Source organism: Catellatospora sp. NPDC049133, assembly GCF_040648455.1.
Lineage (GTDB): Bacteria > Actinomycetota > Actinomycetes > Mycobacteriales > Micromonosporaceae > Catellatospora > Catellatospora aurea.
Map to the genome: position 1 here is coordinate 19,616 of NZ_JBEZDT010000035.1, position 18,260 is coordinate 37,875.

At 70.6% G+C, this 18,260-nt stretch carries 14 protein-coding genes, 1 tRNA gene and 2 pseudogenes; 9 read left to right on the plus strand and 8 right to left on the minus strand.

The features are described from left to right. The first annotated feature begins 26 nt into the window (after positions 1–26). The 4 genes from AB0B35_RS32240 to AB0B35_RS32255 are packed head-to-tail and all read left to right on the plus strand — an operon-like array spanning position 27 to position 6,116. Positions 27–1,514 (plus strand): DUF5691 domain-containing protein, encoded by a 1,488-nt coding sequence (locus tag AB0B35_RS32240; RefSeq protein ID WP_361052624.1) that lies wholly within the window; start codon positions 27–29, stop codon positions 1,512–1,514. Beyond that, on the plus strand, positions 1,511–2,599 hold the full coding sequence (locus AB0B35_RS32245; protein WP_361052627.1) for an AAA family ATPase: 1,089 nt from the start codon (positions 1,511–1,513) through the stop codon (positions 2,597–2,599). Before AB0B35_RS32240 ends, AB0B35_RS32245 begins: the two co-directional genes overlap by 4 nt. Further along, the gene (locus AB0B35_RS32250; RefSeq protein WP_361052630.1) at positions 2,596–4,968 is read left to right on the plus strand and encodes a DUF5682 family protein; all 2,373 of its coding nucleotides are present in this window, start codon (positions 2,596–2,598) and stop codon (positions 4,966–4,968) included. Before AB0B35_RS32245 ends, AB0B35_RS32250 begins: the two co-directional genes overlap by 4 nt. Continuing rightward, positions 4,965–6,116 carry a VWA domain-containing protein gene (locus AB0B35_RS32255; protein WP_361052633.1) on the plus strand — a complete coding sequence of 384 codons (1,152 nt, stop codon included), beginning with the start codon at positions 4,965–4,967 and terminating at the stop codon, positions 6,114–6,116. The genes AB0B35_RS32250 and AB0B35_RS32255 overlap by 4 nt, the downstream gene beginning before the upstream one ends. A gap of 220 nt (positions 6,117–6,336) precedes the next feature. On the opposite strand, the gene AB0B35_RS32260 is transcribed toward AB0B35_RS32255, so the two are convergent. Beyond that, positions 6,337–6,765 (minus strand): TIGR02611 family protein, encoded by a 429-nt coding sequence (locus tag AB0B35_RS32260; protein ID WP_361052636.1) that lies wholly within the window; start codon positions 6,763–6,765, stop codon positions 6,337–6,339. 292 nt (positions 6,766–7,057) lie between these two features. Between AB0B35_RS32260 and AB0B35_RS32265 the strand changes: the two genes are divergently transcribed. From AB0B35_RS32265 to AB0B35_RS32280, 4 genes are all read left to right on the plus strand, one after another. Beyond that, complete coding sequence (locus AB0B35_RS32265; protein ID WP_120318938.1) at positions 7,058–7,489, plus strand: SsgA family sporulation/cell division regulator; 432 nt, start codon at positions 7,058–7,060, stop codon at positions 7,487–7,489. 206 nt (positions 7,490–7,695) lie between these two features. Next, positions 7,696–7,767 (plus strand) — tRNA-Val (locus AB0B35_RS32270). Between the two features lie 512 nt (positions 7,768–8,279). Beyond that, the gene (locus AB0B35_RS32275; protein ID WP_361052785.1) at positions 8,280–9,233 is read left to right on the plus strand and encodes a SigB/SigF/SigG family RNA polymerase sigma factor; all 954 of its coding nucleotides are present in this window, start codon (positions 8,280–8,282) and stop codon (positions 9,231–9,233) included. Continuing rightward, positions 9,230–9,904 (plus strand): hemolysin III family protein, encoded by a 675-nt coding sequence (locus AB0B35_RS32280; protein ID WP_361052640.1) that lies wholly within the window; start codon positions 9,230–9,232, stop codon positions 9,902–9,904. The genes AB0B35_RS32275 and AB0B35_RS32280 overlap by 4 nt, the downstream gene beginning before the upstream one ends. A 253-nt stretch (positions 9,905–10,157) precedes the next feature. Here the strand turns inward: AB0B35_RS32280 and AB0B35_RS32285 are convergent, their stop codons facing one another. The 4 genes and pseudogenes from AB0B35_RS32285 to AB0B35_RS32300 form a co-directional block, all read right to left on the minus strand. After that, complete coding sequence (locus AB0B35_RS32285; protein ID WP_361052643.1) at positions 10,158–11,285, minus strand: glycoside hydrolase family 11 protein; 1,128 nt, start codon at positions 11,283–11,285, stop codon at positions 10,158–10,160. A gap of 388 nt (positions 11,286–11,673) precedes the next feature. Continuing rightward, on the minus strand, positions 11,674–12,180 hold the full coding sequence (locus tag AB0B35_RS32290) for a nucleotide disphospho-sugar-binding domain-containing protein (RefSeq protein ID WP_360528837.1): 507 nt from the start codon (positions 12,178–12,180) through the stop codon (positions 11,674–11,676). A 218-nt stretch (positions 12,181–12,398) separates the two neighbouring features. Next, positions 12,399–12,506 (minus strand): annotated as a pseudogene (locus AB0B35_RS32295) (RICIN domain-containing protein); the annotation flags it as partial. A gap of 159 nt (positions 12,507–12,665) precedes the next feature. After that, positions 12,666–13,028 carry a helix-turn-helix domain-containing protein gene (locus AB0B35_RS32300; RefSeq protein WP_361052646.1) on the minus strand — a complete coding sequence of 121 codons (363 nt, stop codon included), beginning with the start codon at positions 13,026–13,028 and terminating at the stop codon, positions 12,666–12,668. Between AB0B35_RS32300 and AB0B35_RS32305 the strand changes: the two genes are divergently transcribed. Beyond that, on the plus strand, positions 12,946–13,977 hold the full coding sequence (locus AB0B35_RS32305; protein WP_361052649.1) for an NAD(P)H-binding protein: 1,032 nt from the start codon (positions 12,946–12,948) through the stop codon (positions 13,975–13,977). The genes AB0B35_RS32300 and AB0B35_RS32305 overlap by 83 nt on opposite strands. 803 nt (positions 13,978–14,780) lie before the next feature. Here the strand turns inward: AB0B35_RS32305 and AB0B35_RS32310 are convergent. The 3 genes and pseudogenes from AB0B35_RS32310 to AB0B35_RS32320 all read right to left on the minus strand — a co-directional run. Next, positions 14,781–14,931, minus strand: a pseudogene (locus AB0B35_RS32310) (IS6 family transposase); the annotation flags it as partial. A gap of 89 nt (positions 14,932–15,020) precedes the next feature. Then, on the minus strand, positions 15,021–16,244 hold the full coding sequence (locus AB0B35_RS32315) for a hypothetical protein (RefSeq protein ID WP_361052652.1): 1,224 nt from the start codon (positions 16,242–16,244) through the stop codon (positions 15,021–15,023). After that, positions 16,241–16,738, minus strand: coding sequence for a SigE family RNA polymerase sigma factor (locus tag AB0B35_RS32320; RefSeq protein ID WP_361052656.1), 498 nt, complete (start codon positions 16,736–16,738; stop codon positions 16,241–16,243). The genes AB0B35_RS32315 and AB0B35_RS32320 overlap by 4 nt, the downstream gene beginning before the upstream one ends. Positions 16,739–18,260 lie beyond the last annotated feature (1,522 nt).

The following is an 18,260-nucleotide window of genomic DNA, read 5'->3' on the forward strand; positions in this document are numbered from 1 at the left end:
GGCGCGCGGTCGAAGGGACGGCTGGCATGAACACGAGCATCTGGTCCGATCTGATGTCCAGCGCGCTTGTCGGCACCGACCGGCGGCGGCCGGTGCTGACCGGCGTGGACGGCCCGCTGTCCGAGGTGCTGGCCTCGCTCGGCACCGAACTGGACCCCGAGGGGCTGCTGTCCGCCGCGGCCACGGTGACCGTCGCCCGCCGCGCGGGGCAGGTCCCCGCCCGTCCGCAGCGCCCCGACCCGGCCGCGGCCGAGACCGTGCCGTACGCGTCGGCCGCCGCGCAGCAGCGGCTCGCGGCCCTGCTGTCCGGCGGGGACGCCGAACTGGACCGGACCACGACCCGCGAACTGGCCGGCGAGTGGCTGCGTATCGCCGCCGGGCGTGGCCTGCTCGCCGAGCCGGGCCTGCTGGTCGCGCTGCTGGACCTGGGCAGTTCCGACTCCTCGGTACGCCCCGCGGTGCGCGCCGTCGGCGGGACGCGGCTGAACTGGCTGGCCCTGCAGGGGCCGGGCCGCTGGGCCTGGGCCGCGCAGCCGGAGGACGCGGCGCAGCCCGCCGACTGGGACACCGGCCGGGCTGCCGACCGGGTCCGCCACCTCGGCGAGCTGCGCGCCCGCGACGCCGCCGCCGGGCGGGACCTGCTGCTGGAGGCGTGGCCGCAGGAGAAGGCGTCCGATCTGGCCGCGCTGATCGCCGCCTGCGCCGCCGGGCTCGGGCCCGACGACGAGCAGTGGCTGGAGAAGGCCCTCGACGACCGGCGCGCGCAGGTCCGCGAGGCCGCCGCGAGGCTGCTCGCCGTGCTGCCCGGGTCAGCCTGGCGGCAGCGCATGGCCGAACGGGCGCTGGCCTGCGTGCACGTCGCCGCGCGCAAGCTGGTCGCGACGGCACCGGCCGAGTGCGACGAGTCGATGCGCCGCGACGGGATCAGCGTCAAACCGCCGCAGAGCGTCGGCGAGCGCACCCACTGGCTGCGCCAGATCATCGAGTACGCGCCGCTGGACTGCTGGACGGCGTTCGACGACACCCCGGCCGGGCTGCTGGGCCGCAAGTTCGACGACACCTGGGGCCCGGTGCTGCACGCCGGGCTCACCCGCGCCGCGATCACCCAGCGCGACGGAGCCTGGGCCGCCGTGCTCATCCACGAGGGACTCGGCCGCCGAGACATGAACGAGCTGCGGGAACTCGCCGCCGTCATGCCCGAGCAGGACCTGGCTGAACTGATCGCCGCGCAACTGCGGCGCAAGGCCGACATCGCCACCCGGCTGCTCGACGTGCTGCCCACGCCGTGGGCCGCGCCGGTCGCCGAGGCGGTGCTGGAGTGCCTGGCCGACGCCGAGCGCCGCCGCTCGGGCTGGTGGCAGCTGCTGCGCCACGCCGAATGGGGCTTCGACCCGGCGTACGCGCCGCGGGCCCGCGCCCTGCACGACTCCCTGCCGATCCCGGACCAGCAGCTGCTGGCCCGCTTCATCACCATGCTGCAGATCCGCCACGACATCACTCGGGAGCTTTCATGACCGCCACCCTCGACGCCACGCCCACGGTGCTGCGCCCGCACGCCGAGCAGCTCTACGCCGCCGAGCTGGAGCAGCTCGCCACGGCCGACGACCTGCCGCGCCCGCCCGGCTGGCGGCTGTCCCCGCAGGCCGTGGTGACGTACCTGCTCGGCGACGGCAAGGACGTCAGCGCCAAGTACATCGGGCCGCGCCGGCTGATGGAGGTGGCCGTGGCGACGCTGGCCACCGACCGGGCGCTGCTGCTGCTCGGCGTGCCCGGCACCGCCAAGACGTGGGTGTCGGAGCACCTGGCTGCGGCGATCAGCGGCGACTCGACGCTGCTGGTCCAGGGCACCGCGGGCACCCCGGAGGAGGCGATGCGGTACGGCTGGAACTACGCGCGGCTGCTCGCCGAGGGCCCGACCGCCGGTGCGGTGGTGGCCAGCCCGGTGATGCGCGCGATGCGCACCGGCGCGATCGCCCGGATCGAGGAGCTGACCCGGGTGCCGTCCGATGTGCAGGACACGCTGCTGACGATCCTGTCGGAGAAGACGCTGCCGGTGCCGGAGCTGGGCGAGGAGGTGCAGGCGGTCAAGGGCTTCAACGTCATCGCGACCGCCAACGACCGCGACCGGGGCGTCAACGAGCTGTCCAGCGCGCTGCGGCGGCGGTTCAACACCGTCGTGCTGCCGGTGCCGGGCACCGTCGAGGAGGAGGTCGAGATCGTTTCGCAGCGGGTCGCGTCGCTGGGCAAGGCCCTGGAGCTGCCCGCGGTGCCGGACGCGATCAGCGAGATCCGCCGCGTGGTGACCGTGTTCCGGGAGCTGCGCGAAGGACTGACCGCCGACGGGCGCACCAAGCTGAAGAGCCCCAGCGGCACCCTGTCCACCGCCGAGGCGATCTCGGTGATGACCAGCGGCATGGCCCTGGCCTCGCACTTCGGCGACGGCACCGTGCGCGCCGCCGACGTCGCGGCGGGTATCCGCGGGGCCGTGGTCCGCGACCCCGTCTCCGACGCCGTGATCTGGCGCGAGTACCTGGAGACCGTGGCGCGTGAGCGCGACGGCTGGAAGGACTTCTACCGCGCCGCCCGGGAGGCGGAGTGAGCACCGACCGGGTGCACGTGTTCGGCATCCGCCACCACGGCCCGGGTTCGGCCCGGGCCCTGGTGCGGGCGCTGGACGAACTGAAGCCCGACATCATCCTGGTGGAGGGCCCGCCCGAGGCCGACGGCCTGGTCGCGCTGGCCGCCGACGAGCGGCTCGAACCGCCGGTGGCGCTGCTGGCGTACCCGACGAACGCGGCCAAGGGCGAGCAGGGCCGCAACGCGTCGTTCTGGCCGTTCGCGGTGTTCTCGCCGGAGTGGCAGGCGCTGCGCTGGTCCGTGGCCCACGACGTGCCGCTGCGCTTCTGCGACCTGCCCGCCGGCCACCGCTTCGCGGCCCGCGCCGCCGAACCGGCCGGCCCGCTGGACGGGACCGCCCCCACGGCAGAGCCGTCGGCCACCGGTGCGCCTGCCGGTCAGGAGCCGGCGGCCGGGCCTGATGTCGCGACGGCGGGGTCGCAGGCGCCCACCGGGCACGGGGAGCCGGGCACTGCCGCCGACGACCCTGAAGAGGAGTTGCGGATCGACCCGATCGCGGGGCTCGCGCACGCGGCCGGGTACGACGATCCGGAGCGCTGGTGGGAGGACGTGATCGAGCACCGGCGCGACGTGCCGCCGTTCGAGGCCGTGGCCGAGGCGATGGCGGCGGTCCGCGAGGTCGCGCCGGCGATCGCCGAGGACCTGGTGCGTGAGGCGTACATGCGTCAGGCGCTGCGCGCCGCCCTGAAGGAGGGCCACCAGCGCGTCGCGGTGGTCTGCGGGGCGTGGCACGTGCCCGCGCTGGCCGGTGACCTGCCGCCCGCGAAGGACGACGCGGCGCTGCTCAAGGGCCTGCCGAGCGTCCCGGCGACGGTGACGTGGGTGCCGTGGACGCACGGGCGGCTGGCGTCGTGGAGCGGCTACGGCGCGGGCGTCACCGCGCCCGGCTGGTACCACCACCTGTTCACGGCCGAGGACTCCCCGGTCGAGCGCTGGCTCGTCGGCGTCGCCGGGGTGCTGCGCGACGAGGACATCGCGGTCTCCAGCGCGCACGTCATCGAGTCGGCGCGCCTGGCCGACACCCTGGCCGTGCTGCGGGGACGGCCGGTGCCCGGCCTGGCCGAGGTGACCGAGGCGACCCGGGCGGTGCTGTGCGAGGGCGACGACACCCGCCTGGAGCTGGTGCAGCGGCGGGTCGTGGTGGGGGAGCGGCTGGGCGCCGTACCCCCGGATGCCCCTGCGGTGCCGCTGGCCCGCGACCTGGACGCGATCGCCCGCCGGTTGAAGCTCGCCCAGCAGGCCCTGGTCACCGACCACGACCTCGACCTGCGCAAACCGAACGACCTGGAACGCAGCCGGCTGCTGCACCGGCTGCGCCTGCTCGGCGTCGGCTGGGGCACCCCCGTGCAGCGCAAGTCCGGCAAGGGCACCTTCTGGGAGTCCTGGCAGCTGCAATGGCACCCGGAGTACGCGGTCGACCTCATCGCCGCCAGCGCCTACGGCACCACCGTGGAGCAGGCCGCGACCGCCAAGGCCGTCGAGGCCGCCGCGGAAGCCGACCTGGCCGCGCTGACCGGGCTGCTGGAGTCGTGCCTGCTCGCGCAGCTGCCCGACGCGCAGCCCGCAGTGCTGCGGCAGCTGTCCGACCGGGCGGCGCTCGACACCGACGTCGCGCAGCTCATGGCGGCCGTGCCCGCGCTGGCCCGCACCCTGCGCTACGGCGACGTCCGCGCCACCAGCACCGACGCGCTCGCCGAGGTGCTGACCGGGCTGGTCACCCGGATCCGGCTGGGCCTGCCCGGCGCGCTGACCGGCCTCGACGACGACGCGGCCCGTGCCATGCGCACCCACCTGGACACCACGCACGAGGCGCTGAGCCTGCTCGCCGAGCGGCTGCCGCTGCGCGCGGAGTGGCTGGACACCCTGGCCAGGCTCGTCGACCGGCCGGACCTGCCCGGCCTGCTCGCCGGTCGGCTGCTGCGGATGCTGCGCGACGCGGGCACCCTCGACGCCGACGCCGCCGAACTGCGGCTGGCCCGCGCGCTGACCGTCGGCGTGCCGCCGGTCACGGCGGCCGGGTATGTCGAGGGCTTCCTGTCGGGCGGGGGACTGCTGCTGGTGCACGACGAGGCGCTGCTGACCCTGACCGACCGCTGGCTGTCCGGGTTGGCCCCGGACGTGTTCACGGCGGTGCTGCCGCTGCTGCGGCGTACCTTCGCCGCGTTCGCGGCCCCGGAACGGCGGGCGGTCGGCGAGCAGGTCCGGCGGCTGGGCAGCGGCGGCACCCGACCGAGGTCTGATGTGGACGATTTTGAGCTGGACCTGGCGCGGGTCGCGCGGGTGCTGCCGACGCTGGAACTGCTGCTGGCAGCGGGAAGGGGAGCACGGTGAGCGACGACGAGCGGATGCGCCGGTGGCGGCTGGTGCTCGGCGGCGAGGGGGCCGAGGGCACCGGGGTGACGCTGGCCGGTGTGGACAAGGGCATGGACGAGGCTCTGGCCGCGCTGTACCGCGACGGCGGCGGTGAGGGCGGGTCCGGGCGCAGCGCCGGGCTGGGCGGCTCCGCGCCGAAGGTGGCGCGGTGGCTCGGCGACATCCGGCAGTACTTCCCGTCCACGGTGGTGCAGGTGATGCAGGCCGACGCGATCGAGCGGCTGAACCTGACCCGGCTGCTGGTCGAACCGGAGATGCTGGAGGCCGTCGAACCGGACGTGCACCTGGTCGGCACGCTGCTGTCGCTGAACAAGGTGATGCCGGACAAGGCCCGCACCACCGCGCGCATGGTCGTGGCGAAGGTCGTCGCGGAGCTGGAGCGCCGGGTCGCGCAGCGCACCCGGGCCGCGGTCACCGGCGCGCTCAACCGCGCCGCCCGGATCACCCGCCCGCGCCACCGCGACATCGACTGGAACCGCACCATCCGCGCCAACCTCAAGCACTACCAGGCCGAACACCGCACCGTGGTGCCGGAGCGGCTCATCGGCTACGGCCGGTCCACCAAGGCCGTGCACCGTGACGTGGTGCTGTGCGTGGACCAGTCCGGTTCGATGGCGGCGTCGGTGGTCTACTCCGGAGTGTTCGCCGCGGTGCTCGCGTCGATGAAAAGCCTGCGCACATCACTGGTGGTGTTCGACACCGCGGTCGTGGACCTCACCGACCAGCTGCACGACCCGGTCGAGGTGCTGTTCGGCACGCAGCTGGGCGGCGGCACCGACATCAACCGGGCCATCGCGTACTGCCAGGGTCTGATCACCCGGCCCCGGGACAGCATCTTCATCCTCATCAGCGACCTGTACGAGGGCGGGGTGCGCGCGGAGATGCTGCGCCGCGTCGCCGCGATGACCGCTGCCGGGGTGCAGGTGATCGTCCTGCTCGCACTGTCCGATGAAGGCCAGCCTTCGTACGACCACAGCAACGCCGCTGCCCTGGCGGCGATGGGGGTGCCGTCGTTCGCGTGCACACCGGACGCGTTCCCGGAGCTGATGGCGGCGGCGATCGAACGGCGCGACCTGCAGCCGATCATCGAGAAGATGGGCCGCTGAGCCGCGGATCAGCCACAACGCACGGACCCGGCCGCGCTGACCTGGGGAGGTTGACGGGCGCGGCCGGATCACACTGATCACACCGCTTGCTGGGCGTCCGGTCAAGTCCTCCGGACGTACGGGCCCCGCTGTCCGGAGCGCTCGGCCGCGCCTCTCACCGGTGGTCACGCGCCTGCTTCCGGCATGTTTCCGTGCGGTGTCAGCGGGTGTCGGGGCGATCTCAGTGCGTGGTGACGTAGCCCCAGGCCTGGCTGACCACGTCGATGCCGAAGCTGTAGCGCAGCGTGGTGACGAGCACCGCGGCCACGAACACCAGCCCGGCCAGCCCGATCAGCAGGCGTACCAGCAGCGACTGGCGTTTGACCCACTCGGTCCAGCCGCGCACCTTGTCCTTGGTGAACTGCAGCAGGTGCCGCGCCCACACGAACTCGATCGCCCAGATCGCCAGACCGCCGATCACGATCAGCCAGCCCGGCCCCGGCAGCGGGATCAGCAGGATGCCGATCGCCACGACCACGGCACCGAGCGCTCCGATGATCACTTTGAGGACGGCTGCCCCGGTCGGATTAGCCCGAACGGTCTGATGCGCTATCCGTGCCCGGTCCCGCCAGGTACTGGAGCCCCGTGGAAAGTCCGGTTTGTCGCTCATCTCCACACCCTTGTCGCCCATGTCGCCGGGGTCGCGGAATCACCCGTCACCAACCCCGATGACTGGACGTTACCGGAGTGTGTCGACGGTCTTGGCCGGCATCGCACGATCGGCAATACCGGGCAAAAGCACGGCATCTTACTCCCTGTGGTGGGTCCGTGCCCACGTAATCATCGATCTTCCCGCTATCGGGTGAGATCGTACGATGACGGAGCGTATAGGGGAGGGTCACCTTGAGTATGGGAGGGGCGGGGCGGTCAAGCTCCGCCGCAGTGCCGGGGGGAGTACGTCCATGAGTGCTATCCGTCCTACGACCGTCGAGGTCGAGACATCGTTGCGGCTGGTCGCGCCCGACGCGACCTCGCTTCCGGTGCGGGCGAGTCTTCGCTACGACCCGGTCGACCCGTACGCGGTGCATGTGCTCTTCCACGCCGAATCCGCCGGCGGCGAGGCGGTGAGCTGGTCGTTCGCCCGCGAACTCCTGGTCACCGGACTCGACGAACCGGCCGGCATCGGCGACGTGCGGGTCTGGCCCTGGGCCACCCCGCGCGGCGACTTCGTCGCGCTCGCCCTGTCGTCGCCCGACGGCAACGCGCTCTTCGAAGTCCCACGAAGCGTGCTCGTACGCTTCCTGCGCCGCACCTACGTCGTGGTACCCCGCGGTCGCGAGACCGACCACCTCGACGTCGACGCAGCGGTCAACCGGCTGCTCGCCGGTCGATGATCAGCAGCTGACCAGCGACGGTCAGCCCTGATGATCACTCCCTGAGCCAGGCAACTCCGACCGGACATCCGGTCAGCACTCCGACGAGGTGCTCGCGATGAGCACCTCGTCTCGTGCTGTTTCGGGGGGTTTGTCGGGTACGACACGCGGGAGGGGTACCGAGATGCGCGAGGTACCGCGGGTGCTGTAGAGTTCCATTCCGTTGCGGGCGATTGGCGCAGCGGGAGCGCGCTTCCTTCACACGGAAGAGGTCACTGGTTCGATCCCAGTATCGCCCACAGATGTACGCAGGTCAGAAGCTCGCTAGCGATCATGCTAGCGAGCTTCTTCGATTGTTGGTGGGCAAATCTGCTCCACAAATGCCCCCCCCGTCAATGAGTCAATCCGACCTTGCTCCTTACATGCCTGGCGCGTCGTCGCCGGTCAGTGGCCTGCGCTCGTGCGGCTCAAGTGCGGAGCGCGCTTCCTTGGGCGGGAAGAGTCCTTCGCCGCGTTCAGTCGCCGATCGAGGGTGCGCAGTAGGGATACGGCTCACCTGCGTCCCGCGAACATCCGGACGGACCTGCTCGGCCCACTAACACTTGACGGCAAAACGGGCGTACAGTACGGACGTCGCCCGGATTCCTGGGGGCCGTCCTCCGCCGCCTATCCGCGACCCCTCCCGACCGGAACCCGCGCACCGCCATCACCAGGCGGTCCGCCCGGCACGTGCCTGTCGCCCCTGCGAAAGACTCCCGCGCAGACGCCGCGAGAGCCTGATCCACGGCCACAGTGAAGGAACGTGAACGCGATGGTCGACATCGCCTACGGCCACGACCGCATCAACCACCCCCCGACGGCGAGCACGGCACTCCTGACCGTGCCGTACGTGGTCGCCCGGCCTACCGCGAGCCGACACCGGTCGCCCGCCTGCGGGTACGCGAGGTCGCCTGAGCGCACCGATCAGTGGCAGCCGCGAACGCGGACCCGCGGCACCGGCGTGGAAGCCGGCTTGGGTGAACTGCGCGAGACCGATCCGCTGCTGGTCCTGCTGCACGCGATGCCTGCCGGCGACCCTGCCAGGGCGGCCGCACGCCGCACCGCGATCGAGTGGTACCTGCCCATGGCCGGTTACCTCGCCCGCCGGTTCCGCAACCACGGCGAGCCCGCCGACGACGTCACCCAGGCCGCGACCATCGGGCTGATCAAAGCGGTCGACAAGTACGACCCCAGCCGCGGCGTCCCGTTCATCGGCTACGCGTTCCCCACCGTGCTCGGCGAGATCCGCAGGCACTTTCGCGACACGACCTGGGACATCCGGGTACCCCGCCGTGTCCAGGAGCTGTACCGGGAGGTCGCGGTGGCCAACGACGAGCTCACCCACGAGCTGCTTCGCACCCCCAGCCCGGCAGCGCTGGCCGGACGGCTCGGCGTCAGCGAGCGGGAGGTGGGCGAGGCCCGCCTGGCTGCGAACTCCTACCGGCTGCTGTCGCTGGACCGGCCGCGCCCCGACGGCGACGGAGAAGACGACGGGCAGCTGGCCGACGTGCTCGGGGTGCTCGATCCCGCGCTGGCGTCGGTCGAGGACCGGATGCTATTGCGCAACCGACTGGGTCGCCTGTCCGAACGCGACCGGCGCATCATCGCGATGCGCTACGACGCCGAGCTGACCCAGGCACAGATCGCCGCACAGCTGGGCCTGTCACAGATGCACATCTCCCGGCTGCTGACCCGCACCCTGTCGCAATTGCGGCAGATGGCATGACCCTGACCGCCCACCGTGCCACCCTCGCCGACTTCGGCCAGCCCCGCATGCGCGGGCTGCTGCACGTCTACGCCTCTTTCGCAGCGGTGGTCTGCGGCGTAGTCCTCGTTGTGCTCGCGGCGTCCCGACCTGGCGTCGCGCCGGTCGTCAGCACCGCGGTCTACAGCGCCACCGTGTGTGCCCTGTTCGCCGTCAGTGCGCTCTACCACCGCCGCGTATGGAGCCCGGGCGGCTATCTGACTATGCGTCGCCTCGACCACGCGATGATCTTCGTGTTCATTGCCGGCACCTACACCCCGCTCTGCGTACTGCTCTTGCGGCCGGGCCAGGCCGCCGTGATGCTGTCGCTGGTGTGGGGCGGCGCACTGGCCGGCGTCGCGCTGTCGACGCTATGGCCGCACGCACCGCGCTGGGTGAGCGCACCGCTTTACCTGATTCTGGGCTGGGCGGCGATCCCGATCCTTCCCGACATCCTCCACACGGGAGGCCCCGCCACCTTGATCATGCTCGCAGCCGGGGGAGTCGGATACAGCGCCGGCGCCATCCTCTTCGCCTGCCGCCGGCCGAATCCCTGGCCGGCAGTGTTCGGCCACCACGAGTTGTTCCACGCCTGCACGGTGATCGCCGCGACCTGTCACCACATCGCGATCTACTTCGCGCTGTATGCCTGACCGAGCGCTATAGGGCGCCGCTCGGCGGGCCGCTGTTGGAGCAGGAGAACGAGGTGCTGCGCCGGGCCGCTGCCTACCTGTCCCAGGCGCACCTGCCGGGAACAGGATCTACCCGCTCGTGACCGGAGCCGTCCATCCCGGGCACCCCGCCGGATGGCCCCGCACGGAGGCTGGGGTGCCGACCATCGTCGGCACCCCAGCTGCACCTGCCTTCGGTGTCAGACCGGTCCGTGCCTGGCCCCGTGGCGCCGGGTCAGTTCCGGAAGCTCCACTGCTGGTTCGACCCGCCCCAGCAGCTGTACAGTTGGATCCTCGTCCCGTTGCCGGTGCCGCCGGCGTCGAGGCACAGCCCTGACTGCGCGCTGGTGATGGTGCCGTTGTTGACATTCCACTGCTGGTTCGCGCCGCCGTGGCAGTCATAGAGGATCACCGCGGTGCCGTTGCTGGTGCCTGAGGCGTCCACACACTTGCCGTTCACCGTCAGCTGCCTGCTTGAGGTGTGAGTGAACCGCTGGTTCGAGCCACCCCAGCAGTCGTACAACTGGAGCTGGGTGCCGTTGGTGGTGCTCGAGTTCGGGACGTCGAGACACCTGCCGGACTGCTGACCCACAATCATCTGGCTGGTACCGCTCGGCGGACCAGTGGTGGGTCCAGGATCGGGGTTGGTGCCTTCCCGGACGGTGATGTCGGAGCTTCCCTGGCTCTGGTAGCCCTCGGTCGCCATGACTTGGTAGGCCCAGCTGCTGCCGAGGTTGAGGCCGGCGCGGGCCCAGGCGTCGACGTGGTTGGCGAAGGTGATGGTGCCACTGCTCCGCTTCTGCTGGCGCACGCTCCAGTACTGGTAGAACGTGGCGGTGCCGTCGATCGACGGCTGGTTGACCCGCTGGCTGCGCAGGATGTCGTAGGTGCCGCCGTCGGTGGTGACCGTGCCCAGCCGCTGAGCGCCGCTGCTCGGGTTGTAGCTGCCGAAGTTCTCCACAACGTAGTACTCGATCAGCGAGTTTCGCGTCCACCCGTACAGGGCGAGGTAGGTGTTGTTGTTGCCCGGGTTGTAGGTGCCCGAGTAGCTGACCGTCCGCCGGCTACCGGTGGCCCAACCCTTGCCGCCGACCCAGTTGTTGGTGCTCCTGCTCCAGGAGCTGGAGTAGCGGCCGTTCTCGCGCAGCACCATGCAGGCGTCGCCACTGTCTTTCCAGAACGAGAAGTAGAACCCGTTGTGCGTGCCGGTGGTGTTCGAGCAGACCTGCCGGTCGGCCTCGGCGTAAGCGTTGGTGGCCATCAACGTGCTGGCGACGGCCGCCACGACGGCGCAGGCGCCGCCGATGAGCATTCTGAGGCGGCCGCCTCTGCGGCTCTTCTGTTGGATGGGTGCCTCGTGCATGTGCGTGCTTCCTCCTCGTGAAGGCTGGCGAAAAGGTGTGGGGTGATACGACCCGGTAGGACTGTCGGTGGCCGTGGTGTCGGGCCACCGTGCGCGGGCCGTACCACGCGGTGGTGGGGCCAGTCGTCATGCGTTCGACGACCGGAGTGCCGGGCCGCGGTTGGCCCGGACCGACAGTGATGTCTGTCAATCGCAAATATGGATCCCACCTTGTCGCACTGTCAACAACTTCCGGAAACATTTCGGAAATCATGCCCGGGTTGGCTGGACCGGCGGGACGTTTCACAGATCGAAGTGGCGTGGGGTCGGTCGTGTTGGGAGAACGTCGGTATGTCGATATCGAGCCCGAAAAAGTGGGGCGACGCACGGCCTGGGGATTCCGAAAGTTTCAGACTGTTTCGGGTCTGCCGTGCCGCGTTGTCGCGGCGCGGCGGCCCGTCCGGCCGGTGACCCTTGCACCGATACGTCGGGCCGGATGGTCCGAGGCGGCGCGCCAGCGGTCACCGGAAGATGTGGGCCACCCCACCGCAGCCCGATCAGTTCCCGTGGACCTGCCGGCCGAGCAGTGCCTCGAGGCGGATGCATGCCTCGGCGGCAGTCCGGTCCGGGTCCATGCGGTCGCCAATGTGTACGCGCGGTCGCGGTATGCCGGTTCGGTCAGCACGCGGATGATGAGCTCGGCTACCGCGTCGACCTGCCACCGTGCCTCGGGCAGCCACTCGGCAAGTCCGAGGGCGTGCATCCGGCGGGCGTTGTCCGGGCGGTCCGCTCCGTGTGCGAGCACCACATGCGGGGTGCAGGACGCGATCGCTGCCGCTCGTCGACCTTCTCGACCAGCTCCGATCGCCAAGACTGCACGCGTGGCAGCCGCCGGGCGGCGGTGTAGCCGGTGCACTCAGCCATGCCGTCATCCACTCCCTGGACGTGATCAGGATTTGGCCCCGGTTGCCAGCCGGGAGCTGGTGCGGGCGGCTGGCGGCGAGGTAGGCCGCTACGTCACGGACCAGCGGGCAGGGCGGGCCTGGAGTATGGGTACAGGCATGGGGTGGGAATCCCTGGTCGGAATCCCATCCCCGGATTTTGTTGTTGCCGACTCGTGCGCTCAGTTGCGGGTCAGGATCGAGTCCAGCGCTGATTGCTGCCGCCGTGGCATGTCCACAGCACCACGGCCGTGCCGTTGCCGGTGCCCGCGCCGGTCACGTCCAGGCAGAGGCCGGACTGAACGCCGGTGACGGAATCAGAACTGGATGCTGAGGAGGTGGCGCCGACCGCTGGTCATGGTCACCTCGGCGACCACAGATTTGCAGACCGTGGAGTCGAAGCCTGCTGGTGGACGTGGAGGTCCGGCCCGCTCAACAGCATGATCAGATCGGCGCAGACTCATCGCCCACCGTCGTAGGTGCGCCGTGCCCGCTCCACGTCTCCGAGGCGGGCCTCGGCCCAGGTGGCCAGGTGCGCGAAGAGCGGGCCGAGGCTGGCGCCGAGCTCGGTGATCTCGTATTCGACTCGGGGCGGCACTTCGGCGTGGTAGGTGCGTGCGACGAGCCCGTCGCGTTCGAGCTGGCGCAGCCGCTGCGTGAGCACCTTCGGCGTGATGCTGGTCAGCCGGCGCTCCAACTCCACGAAACGCTGCCGGCCGTGCTCATGGAGAACCCACAGGATGGGCGTGGTCCAACGACTGAACACGATATCGACGACCGGTGCGACCGGGCACGCCAGCTCAGGGTCCGTCGACCGTTCCACGTGCCCTCCATCACATCTCCATTACTTTCCTCTAGGTACCTACTATATCCGTGCTACTAGCGTCTTCTCCAGCCGCGCGAACGACGCGGTCGAACTGGAGACACAAGACATGTTTGTCGTGACAGGCGCCACCGGGAACGTCGGCCGTTCGCTCTCGTCGATCCTCGCGAGGTCGGGTGCCGCGGTGACGGCGGTGTCCCGTGGCCGACGCCCGGTCGCCGTGCCAGACGGAGTTCGCCACTACCGCGCGGACCTTGAGCGGCCGGAGAGCCTGGGCCCGGCGCTCGCCGGGGCCGAGGCTCTGTTCCTGCTCGTGGAGGGTTCCGGGGCGAACCTCGACATGCCCGAAATCCTGCAGGTCGCCACGGCCGGGGGCGTGAAGCGCATCGTGCTGCAGTCCTCGCAAGCGGTCGGCACGCGGCCCGGTTCGGCGTCGCACGCACCCCTGCACGCCATCGAGGACCTCGTGAGCCGATCCGGCCTCGGCTGGACGATCCTGCGCCCCGGCGGCTTCGCCTCCAACGCCTTCGCGTGGGCTGAATCGGTCCGGGCCGGACGGACGGTGGCCGCACCGTTCGGCGACGTCGGCCTGCCTGTGGTCGACCCGGACGACATCGCGGAGGTGGCCGCCGTCGCCCTTCGCGACGGCGCGCACGACGGCCGCACGTACGAGCTCACCGGCCCGGCGCTGAGCACGCCACGCGAACGGGTTGCCGACCTGGCCGCCGCGCTCGGCGAGCCGATCGGCTTCGTCGAGCAGACGCCCGACCAGGCCCGTGAACAGATGCTGCGGTTCATGCCACCACCGGTGGTCGAGGGCACGCTGGCGATCCTCGGCGCACCGACCGAACGGGAGCAGCAGATCAGCCCAGACGTGGCCGGGGTCCTGGGCCGATCGCCACGCCCCTTCGCCGCCTGGGCTGCGCGCAACATCGACGCCTTTCGCTGACACGTCGCGCCGGTCGAACTGCCCCACCGACTGATGGTCCAGCCGCTCTGACTGCGCCCAGACCGGCATCGACGGTCCGTGTCCCGGAATGCGACCGCGCAGAGACCATTACGCCGAGGGGCGGGGGTGGTTCCGGCCGCGCCAGGCCGGAGGGAAGATTACGTGTGCGTGTTTGAACGCCCTGCTGAAGTGGGTCGCGTCCATGAAGCCCCGGCTTCGTCCTAGCGCCACGATGGTCCGTAGCCTGCCTCACTGGCCGAGGAGGAGCGGCCGGCAGGCAACGGCGAATGTCGTGCCCGGACGCCCGTCACCCGCATCGTGAACTGGCTGCATTCGGCGTGTCCGGACGGCCCGTACGGTGACGGTCGGCCCGTGAGCTGCTGCAATGTGGTTCGGATTCTGCCAGGTATGGTCCACCACCGGACATGTGCTGATGTGTCCAAATACCGATTGGCCTGGCTCGTTGAGCTAGGCCAATCGCGTTCTAAGGGTGTCGAGCACCGTATCATCGGTTCACCCACAGAATGCGGATTGCGTCGTTTCGAAGTCCCAGCTCGTTGAGCTGGGACTTCGCTCGTTCGTCGATGTCTGTAGAGCCGTATGTGCGGGCAATATTCGAATGGTCCAGCGCGAACCGCCGTAGGTGGGACCGTGTTCTCTTTCTGCCGCCCTGTGGTCGCCCAGACCGTCCCACCCGAACGACGTTGACGTTCGCAGCCCTACCGCCACCCAACGCGGACCGGGATCGCTGACCGTGCGGCAGTGACCGCCTTACCGCGTCGGCGAGCAGCGGGGTGAGTCGGCTGCGCCCATCGCTGGACCGTGACGTGATCGGCCTCGACCCCGCGCTCGACCAGCAACCCCTCGACATCGCGGTACGACAGGTCGAACCGCGGGCACCGCCGCGCGGCGAGCACGATCACCTTCGGGGAACCGGAACCCGGCGAATGCCAACTTCGCAGCAACCACGAACGTGAGCGGGGTGATGACTTCACCGCTTGAGTCTGCCTTGATCATGCCAACACTGAGCACAACTGCCTCGTTCAAGGTGCGTAGTCCGCGATGACTGTCTGCGGGATGGTCAGCAGCGTGACTTCGTCGCATTGTGGTGGGGCGACGCCGCACACGACGGCGGGTCCGTTCTCGGGTCCGTCGGTGGCGGCGACCAGGTAGGCGATGTGCGGCCACCGGACCGGCCGCAGCCGGCCGTGATAGCTGGCGGCTGCATCGGATCTGCCTTGTGCCAGGTTTTCGGTGCGAATGATCCGAAGCTCCGCGCCGTCGGTGGGGCCGCCCGGCCGGTTGAGGAACACCGCGGTGTCCACCCCGTCCGGTGACAGCGCCACGTGCCTGATCTCCCAGCCGGGGAAGCAGGTTCGCGTCCCGTCCAGGCTCACCGCCCCGTTGAAGCGGCCCACCCGCAGGCAGCTGTCGCCTTCGTACACGACGGCAGAGGCGCCCCGGGCGGCGATGTCCGCGACGGCCGCGTTCTCGGTGACTGTCACCTTGCCCGTGTCCAGGTCGTATGCCACCAAGCCGGTGATCGCGCCGGGGCGCGCGCCGCCGGCCGTCCCCCAGCTGACCGCGAGCCGTCCTTCGCGAAGCCACATGTCCTGCAGTTGGGTGCCATGCGGGTGCTGCCGGACATCGATGCGGGTGTGCTCTGTCAGCGACGGCAGGTCGTAGACGTGCAGGTACGGGTACTGGTAGGCGGCGATTGCCTTGCCGTCGGGCGCGAAGGCGGTGGTGGCCCCTTCCAGCCGGGGCGCGAAGTCGCGCAGCTGGCCGGAGGCGGTGAGGAATGATGTGATGTGTCCGGCCGCCGCGTCGGGGCCGGCCGTTTCGACTACCCATCCTCCGCTCACTCCGGCGGCGTTCACGACCCGGCCGTTTTCGGGTATCGGGACGTATGCGGCCACGTGGCCGCCTCGGCGGATGGTGCCGTCGGCGGCCAGCGTGGCCACCATGTCCCGGTACATTCCACGGCTGGTGGGGCCCGGCCAGGTGACGCTCGCTGACGGGCCGGCGGTCGCGGTCCGGCTGGCCGCCGGTTCTGGTGGGGTGACCGGACGGTCGAGCGCCGCGCCGAGCAGTGCCGCGACGGCGGCCATGCTGGCGACCGCCGCACCGCCCGCGTACATGGTGCGGCGCAGACGCACGGATCGGCCCTTCCGGATCACGTCGTCGGCTTGGAAGACCGGTGCGCCCATGTCGGCGACGCTGTGCCGGAGGTCGTCCTGTAGGCGGTCCTCGATCGGGGTGTTCATGCCATGACCTCCTCGTTCAGTTTCGTGCGCAGGGTGTGCAGGGCGCGGGTGAGGTAGCGGCTGACGGTGCCGCGGGAGACGCCCAGCGCCTCGGCGACCTCCGCTTCGCCGAGGTCCTCGTAGTAGCGCAGGACCACTGCGGCGCGCTGCCGCGCGGGCAGGCGCAGCAGTGCGCGGCGCACCTCGTCGGACTGGGCTATCCGGTCGGCGGCGTCTGCGACCGCTGTCTCGGGCAGCCGGTCGGTGGCCGTTTCGCTGTTCCAGCGCCGCCGCCACCATGAGGTCGCGGTGTTGATCAGGATCCGGCGCACGTACACCTCTGTCGCTTGGCCGTCCCTGATCCGGTCCCATGACAGGTAGGTCTTCACCAGCGCGGTCTGCAGCAGGTCTTCGGCCCGTCCTCGGTCGCCGACGAGGAGGTACGCCGTGCGTAGCAATGCCGGTGAGCGCCCGGCAACGAATTCGCGAAAGCCGGTCTCGTCTTGTGCATTCATTTACTTCTCCCGGGGTGAGCCCTCGCGGGGAAGGACGCGCTGTGCGTGGGCGAGTGCTGTCACGATGTCGAGAAATCTTTCGCCTGCCGCGGGGCTGCCACGCTGGGCGGCCGAGTATCACACACGTGCTGGCCGTTTCCGAGGTGTAAAGGATTCGCTTCACATTGAAAGGGTCGTTCCGGGGCCGGTTGCCGTGTGGGCTCCGTCGTTGCTGGCAGTGGTCGTGTGCGGGCCGATGGCCGGCGCGCCGGGTCGGCCCCCGTGGGCCCGCCTACTGCACAAATGGGCCTGTCGCAGCGGTGAAGTTTCAAGGTCATCGAGTTTATGATCTCGGCCACTGCGGCACACCGTCGCGGCCGATTCCGATCTGGGGAGCAGCATGCTCGGGAGAACGCGGTGGCCACTCGCCGTCGTCGTCGCGGCGTCCGGAGTCGGCTCGGCGGAGGCGTGCCTCGGAGCCACTCCGGAGCCGCCGCCGGGGACGGACGGTCCATACCGGTACGACCTGATCCACGAGTATGCGGGCGGGGTGATCCCGGCCTACCGCCTGACGGCCACCGCCCGGTCCGGGGCTCGCCCGCATCGACGAGCAGACCATCGGGGCGGATTCGCCCGGCATGGCACCCGGCTGTTCCGGACGGCGTTCCTGTCCGACGGGTTCCCGTTGCACCGCAGCGGTGCCTACGACCCGCCGGTGACCCGTACCAGCTATGTCTCGGCGGATGCGCTCCGGCGGGACCGCGGCGGCCTCGGCGCGCTCGAAGACTGCGCGCCTATCGGCCTGGCAGCCGCCAGGCCAAGGTCTGGGCCCGTCAGCCGCTGCGCTGCGGCTGGAACGGCGAGTCCGGCGGTATCGGCGAGGCGGGGTTCGCCGGACCGGCGAGGACCTGGGAAAGCCTGCACGCCAACCTGTTCACGCCGGTCGATCAGCACGACCGGTCCGACCTGGCCGGGCAGGCTGTCTCGCGGCGGGTGAAGGCGGAGGCGAATCGCGGCAGTGGCATCGACCAGACGATCGGCCGGCCGTGCCTCGCCGGTTGACGACCTTGCTGTTGTGGCCGTGGGCGACCGGGCCGCACCGGCGCCGTCTCCGGGGGCGGCACGGGTCGGCGGCTGCGGGAGCGCGGCGGTCCGGCGCAATCCGGACTCGCTGTCCGGGGTTCGCCGGTGAACCGGATACGACCGGGATGTCCGTCCATTCGGGAGGCTTGACGACCGTGAACATTCCCAGTTCGACGGATGGCTGCCCGGGGTCGGGGGAGCGAATCGTACGTAGCGCGAGGTGTACCGGCCCCGAACGGCTGGTGAAGCGGGCGTTCAGTGAATCCGCGGCACCCGTTGCCGGCTGGCCGGACGGTGCCGGGAGGGTCTGTCGGGGGCGGACTCTGCAAGATCGTTCAGGTGGCTGTGGATCAGCTCTTCGGGCATGGACTTTCCCGTGTGCTGCCGATACCGTTCGCATCGCCGGATTGCAGGGCATTAATCGGCTTTGCCCGATATTGCGATGATGCGCGACGCGGGT

What these genes read in the sequence shown, in the direction of transcription:
- AB0B35_RS32260 (WP_361052636.1), bottom strand. Translation starts at nt 6,765, where the DNA reads ATGAGCGACAAACCGGACTTTCCACGGGGCTCCAGTACCTGGCGGGAC.
- AB0B35_RS32240 (WP_361052624.1), top strand. Translation starts at nt 27, where the DNA reads ATGAACACGAGCATCTGGTCCGATCTGATGTCCAGCGCGCTTGTCGGC.
- AB0B35_RS32320 (WP_361052656.1), bottom strand. Translation starts at nt 16,738, where the DNA reads ATGAATGCACAAGACGAGACCGGCTTTCGCGAATTCGTTGCCGGGCGC.
- AB0B35_RS32275 (WP_361052785.1), top strand. Translation starts at nt 8,280, where the DNA reads ATGGTCGACATCGCCTACGGCCACGACCGCATCAACCACCCCCCGACG.
- AB0B35_RS32285 (WP_361052643.1), bottom strand. Translation starts at nt 11,285, where the DNA reads ATGCACGAGGCACCCATCCAACAGAAGAGCCGCAGAGGCGGCCGCCTC.
- AB0B35_RS32245 (WP_361052627.1), top strand. Translation starts at nt 1,511, where the DNA reads ATGACCGCCACCCTCGACGCCACGCCCACGGTGCTGCGCCCGCACGCC.
- AB0B35_RS32315 (WP_361052652.1), bottom strand. Translation starts at nt 16,244, where the DNA reads ATGAACACCCCGATCGAGGACCGCCTACAGGACGACCTCCGGCACAGC.
- AB0B35_RS32265 (WP_120318938.1), top strand. Translation starts at nt 7,058, where the DNA reads ATGAGTGCTATCCGTCCTACGACCGTCGAGGTCGAGACATCGTTGCGG.
- AB0B35_RS32305 (WP_361052649.1), top strand. Translation starts at nt 12,946, where the DNA reads ATGGGCGTGGTCCAACGACTGAACACGATATCGACGACCGGTGCGACC.
- AB0B35_RS32280 (WP_361052640.1), top strand. Translation starts at nt 9,230, where the DNA reads ATGACCCTGACCGCCCACCGTGCCACCCTCGCCGACTTCGGCCAGCCC.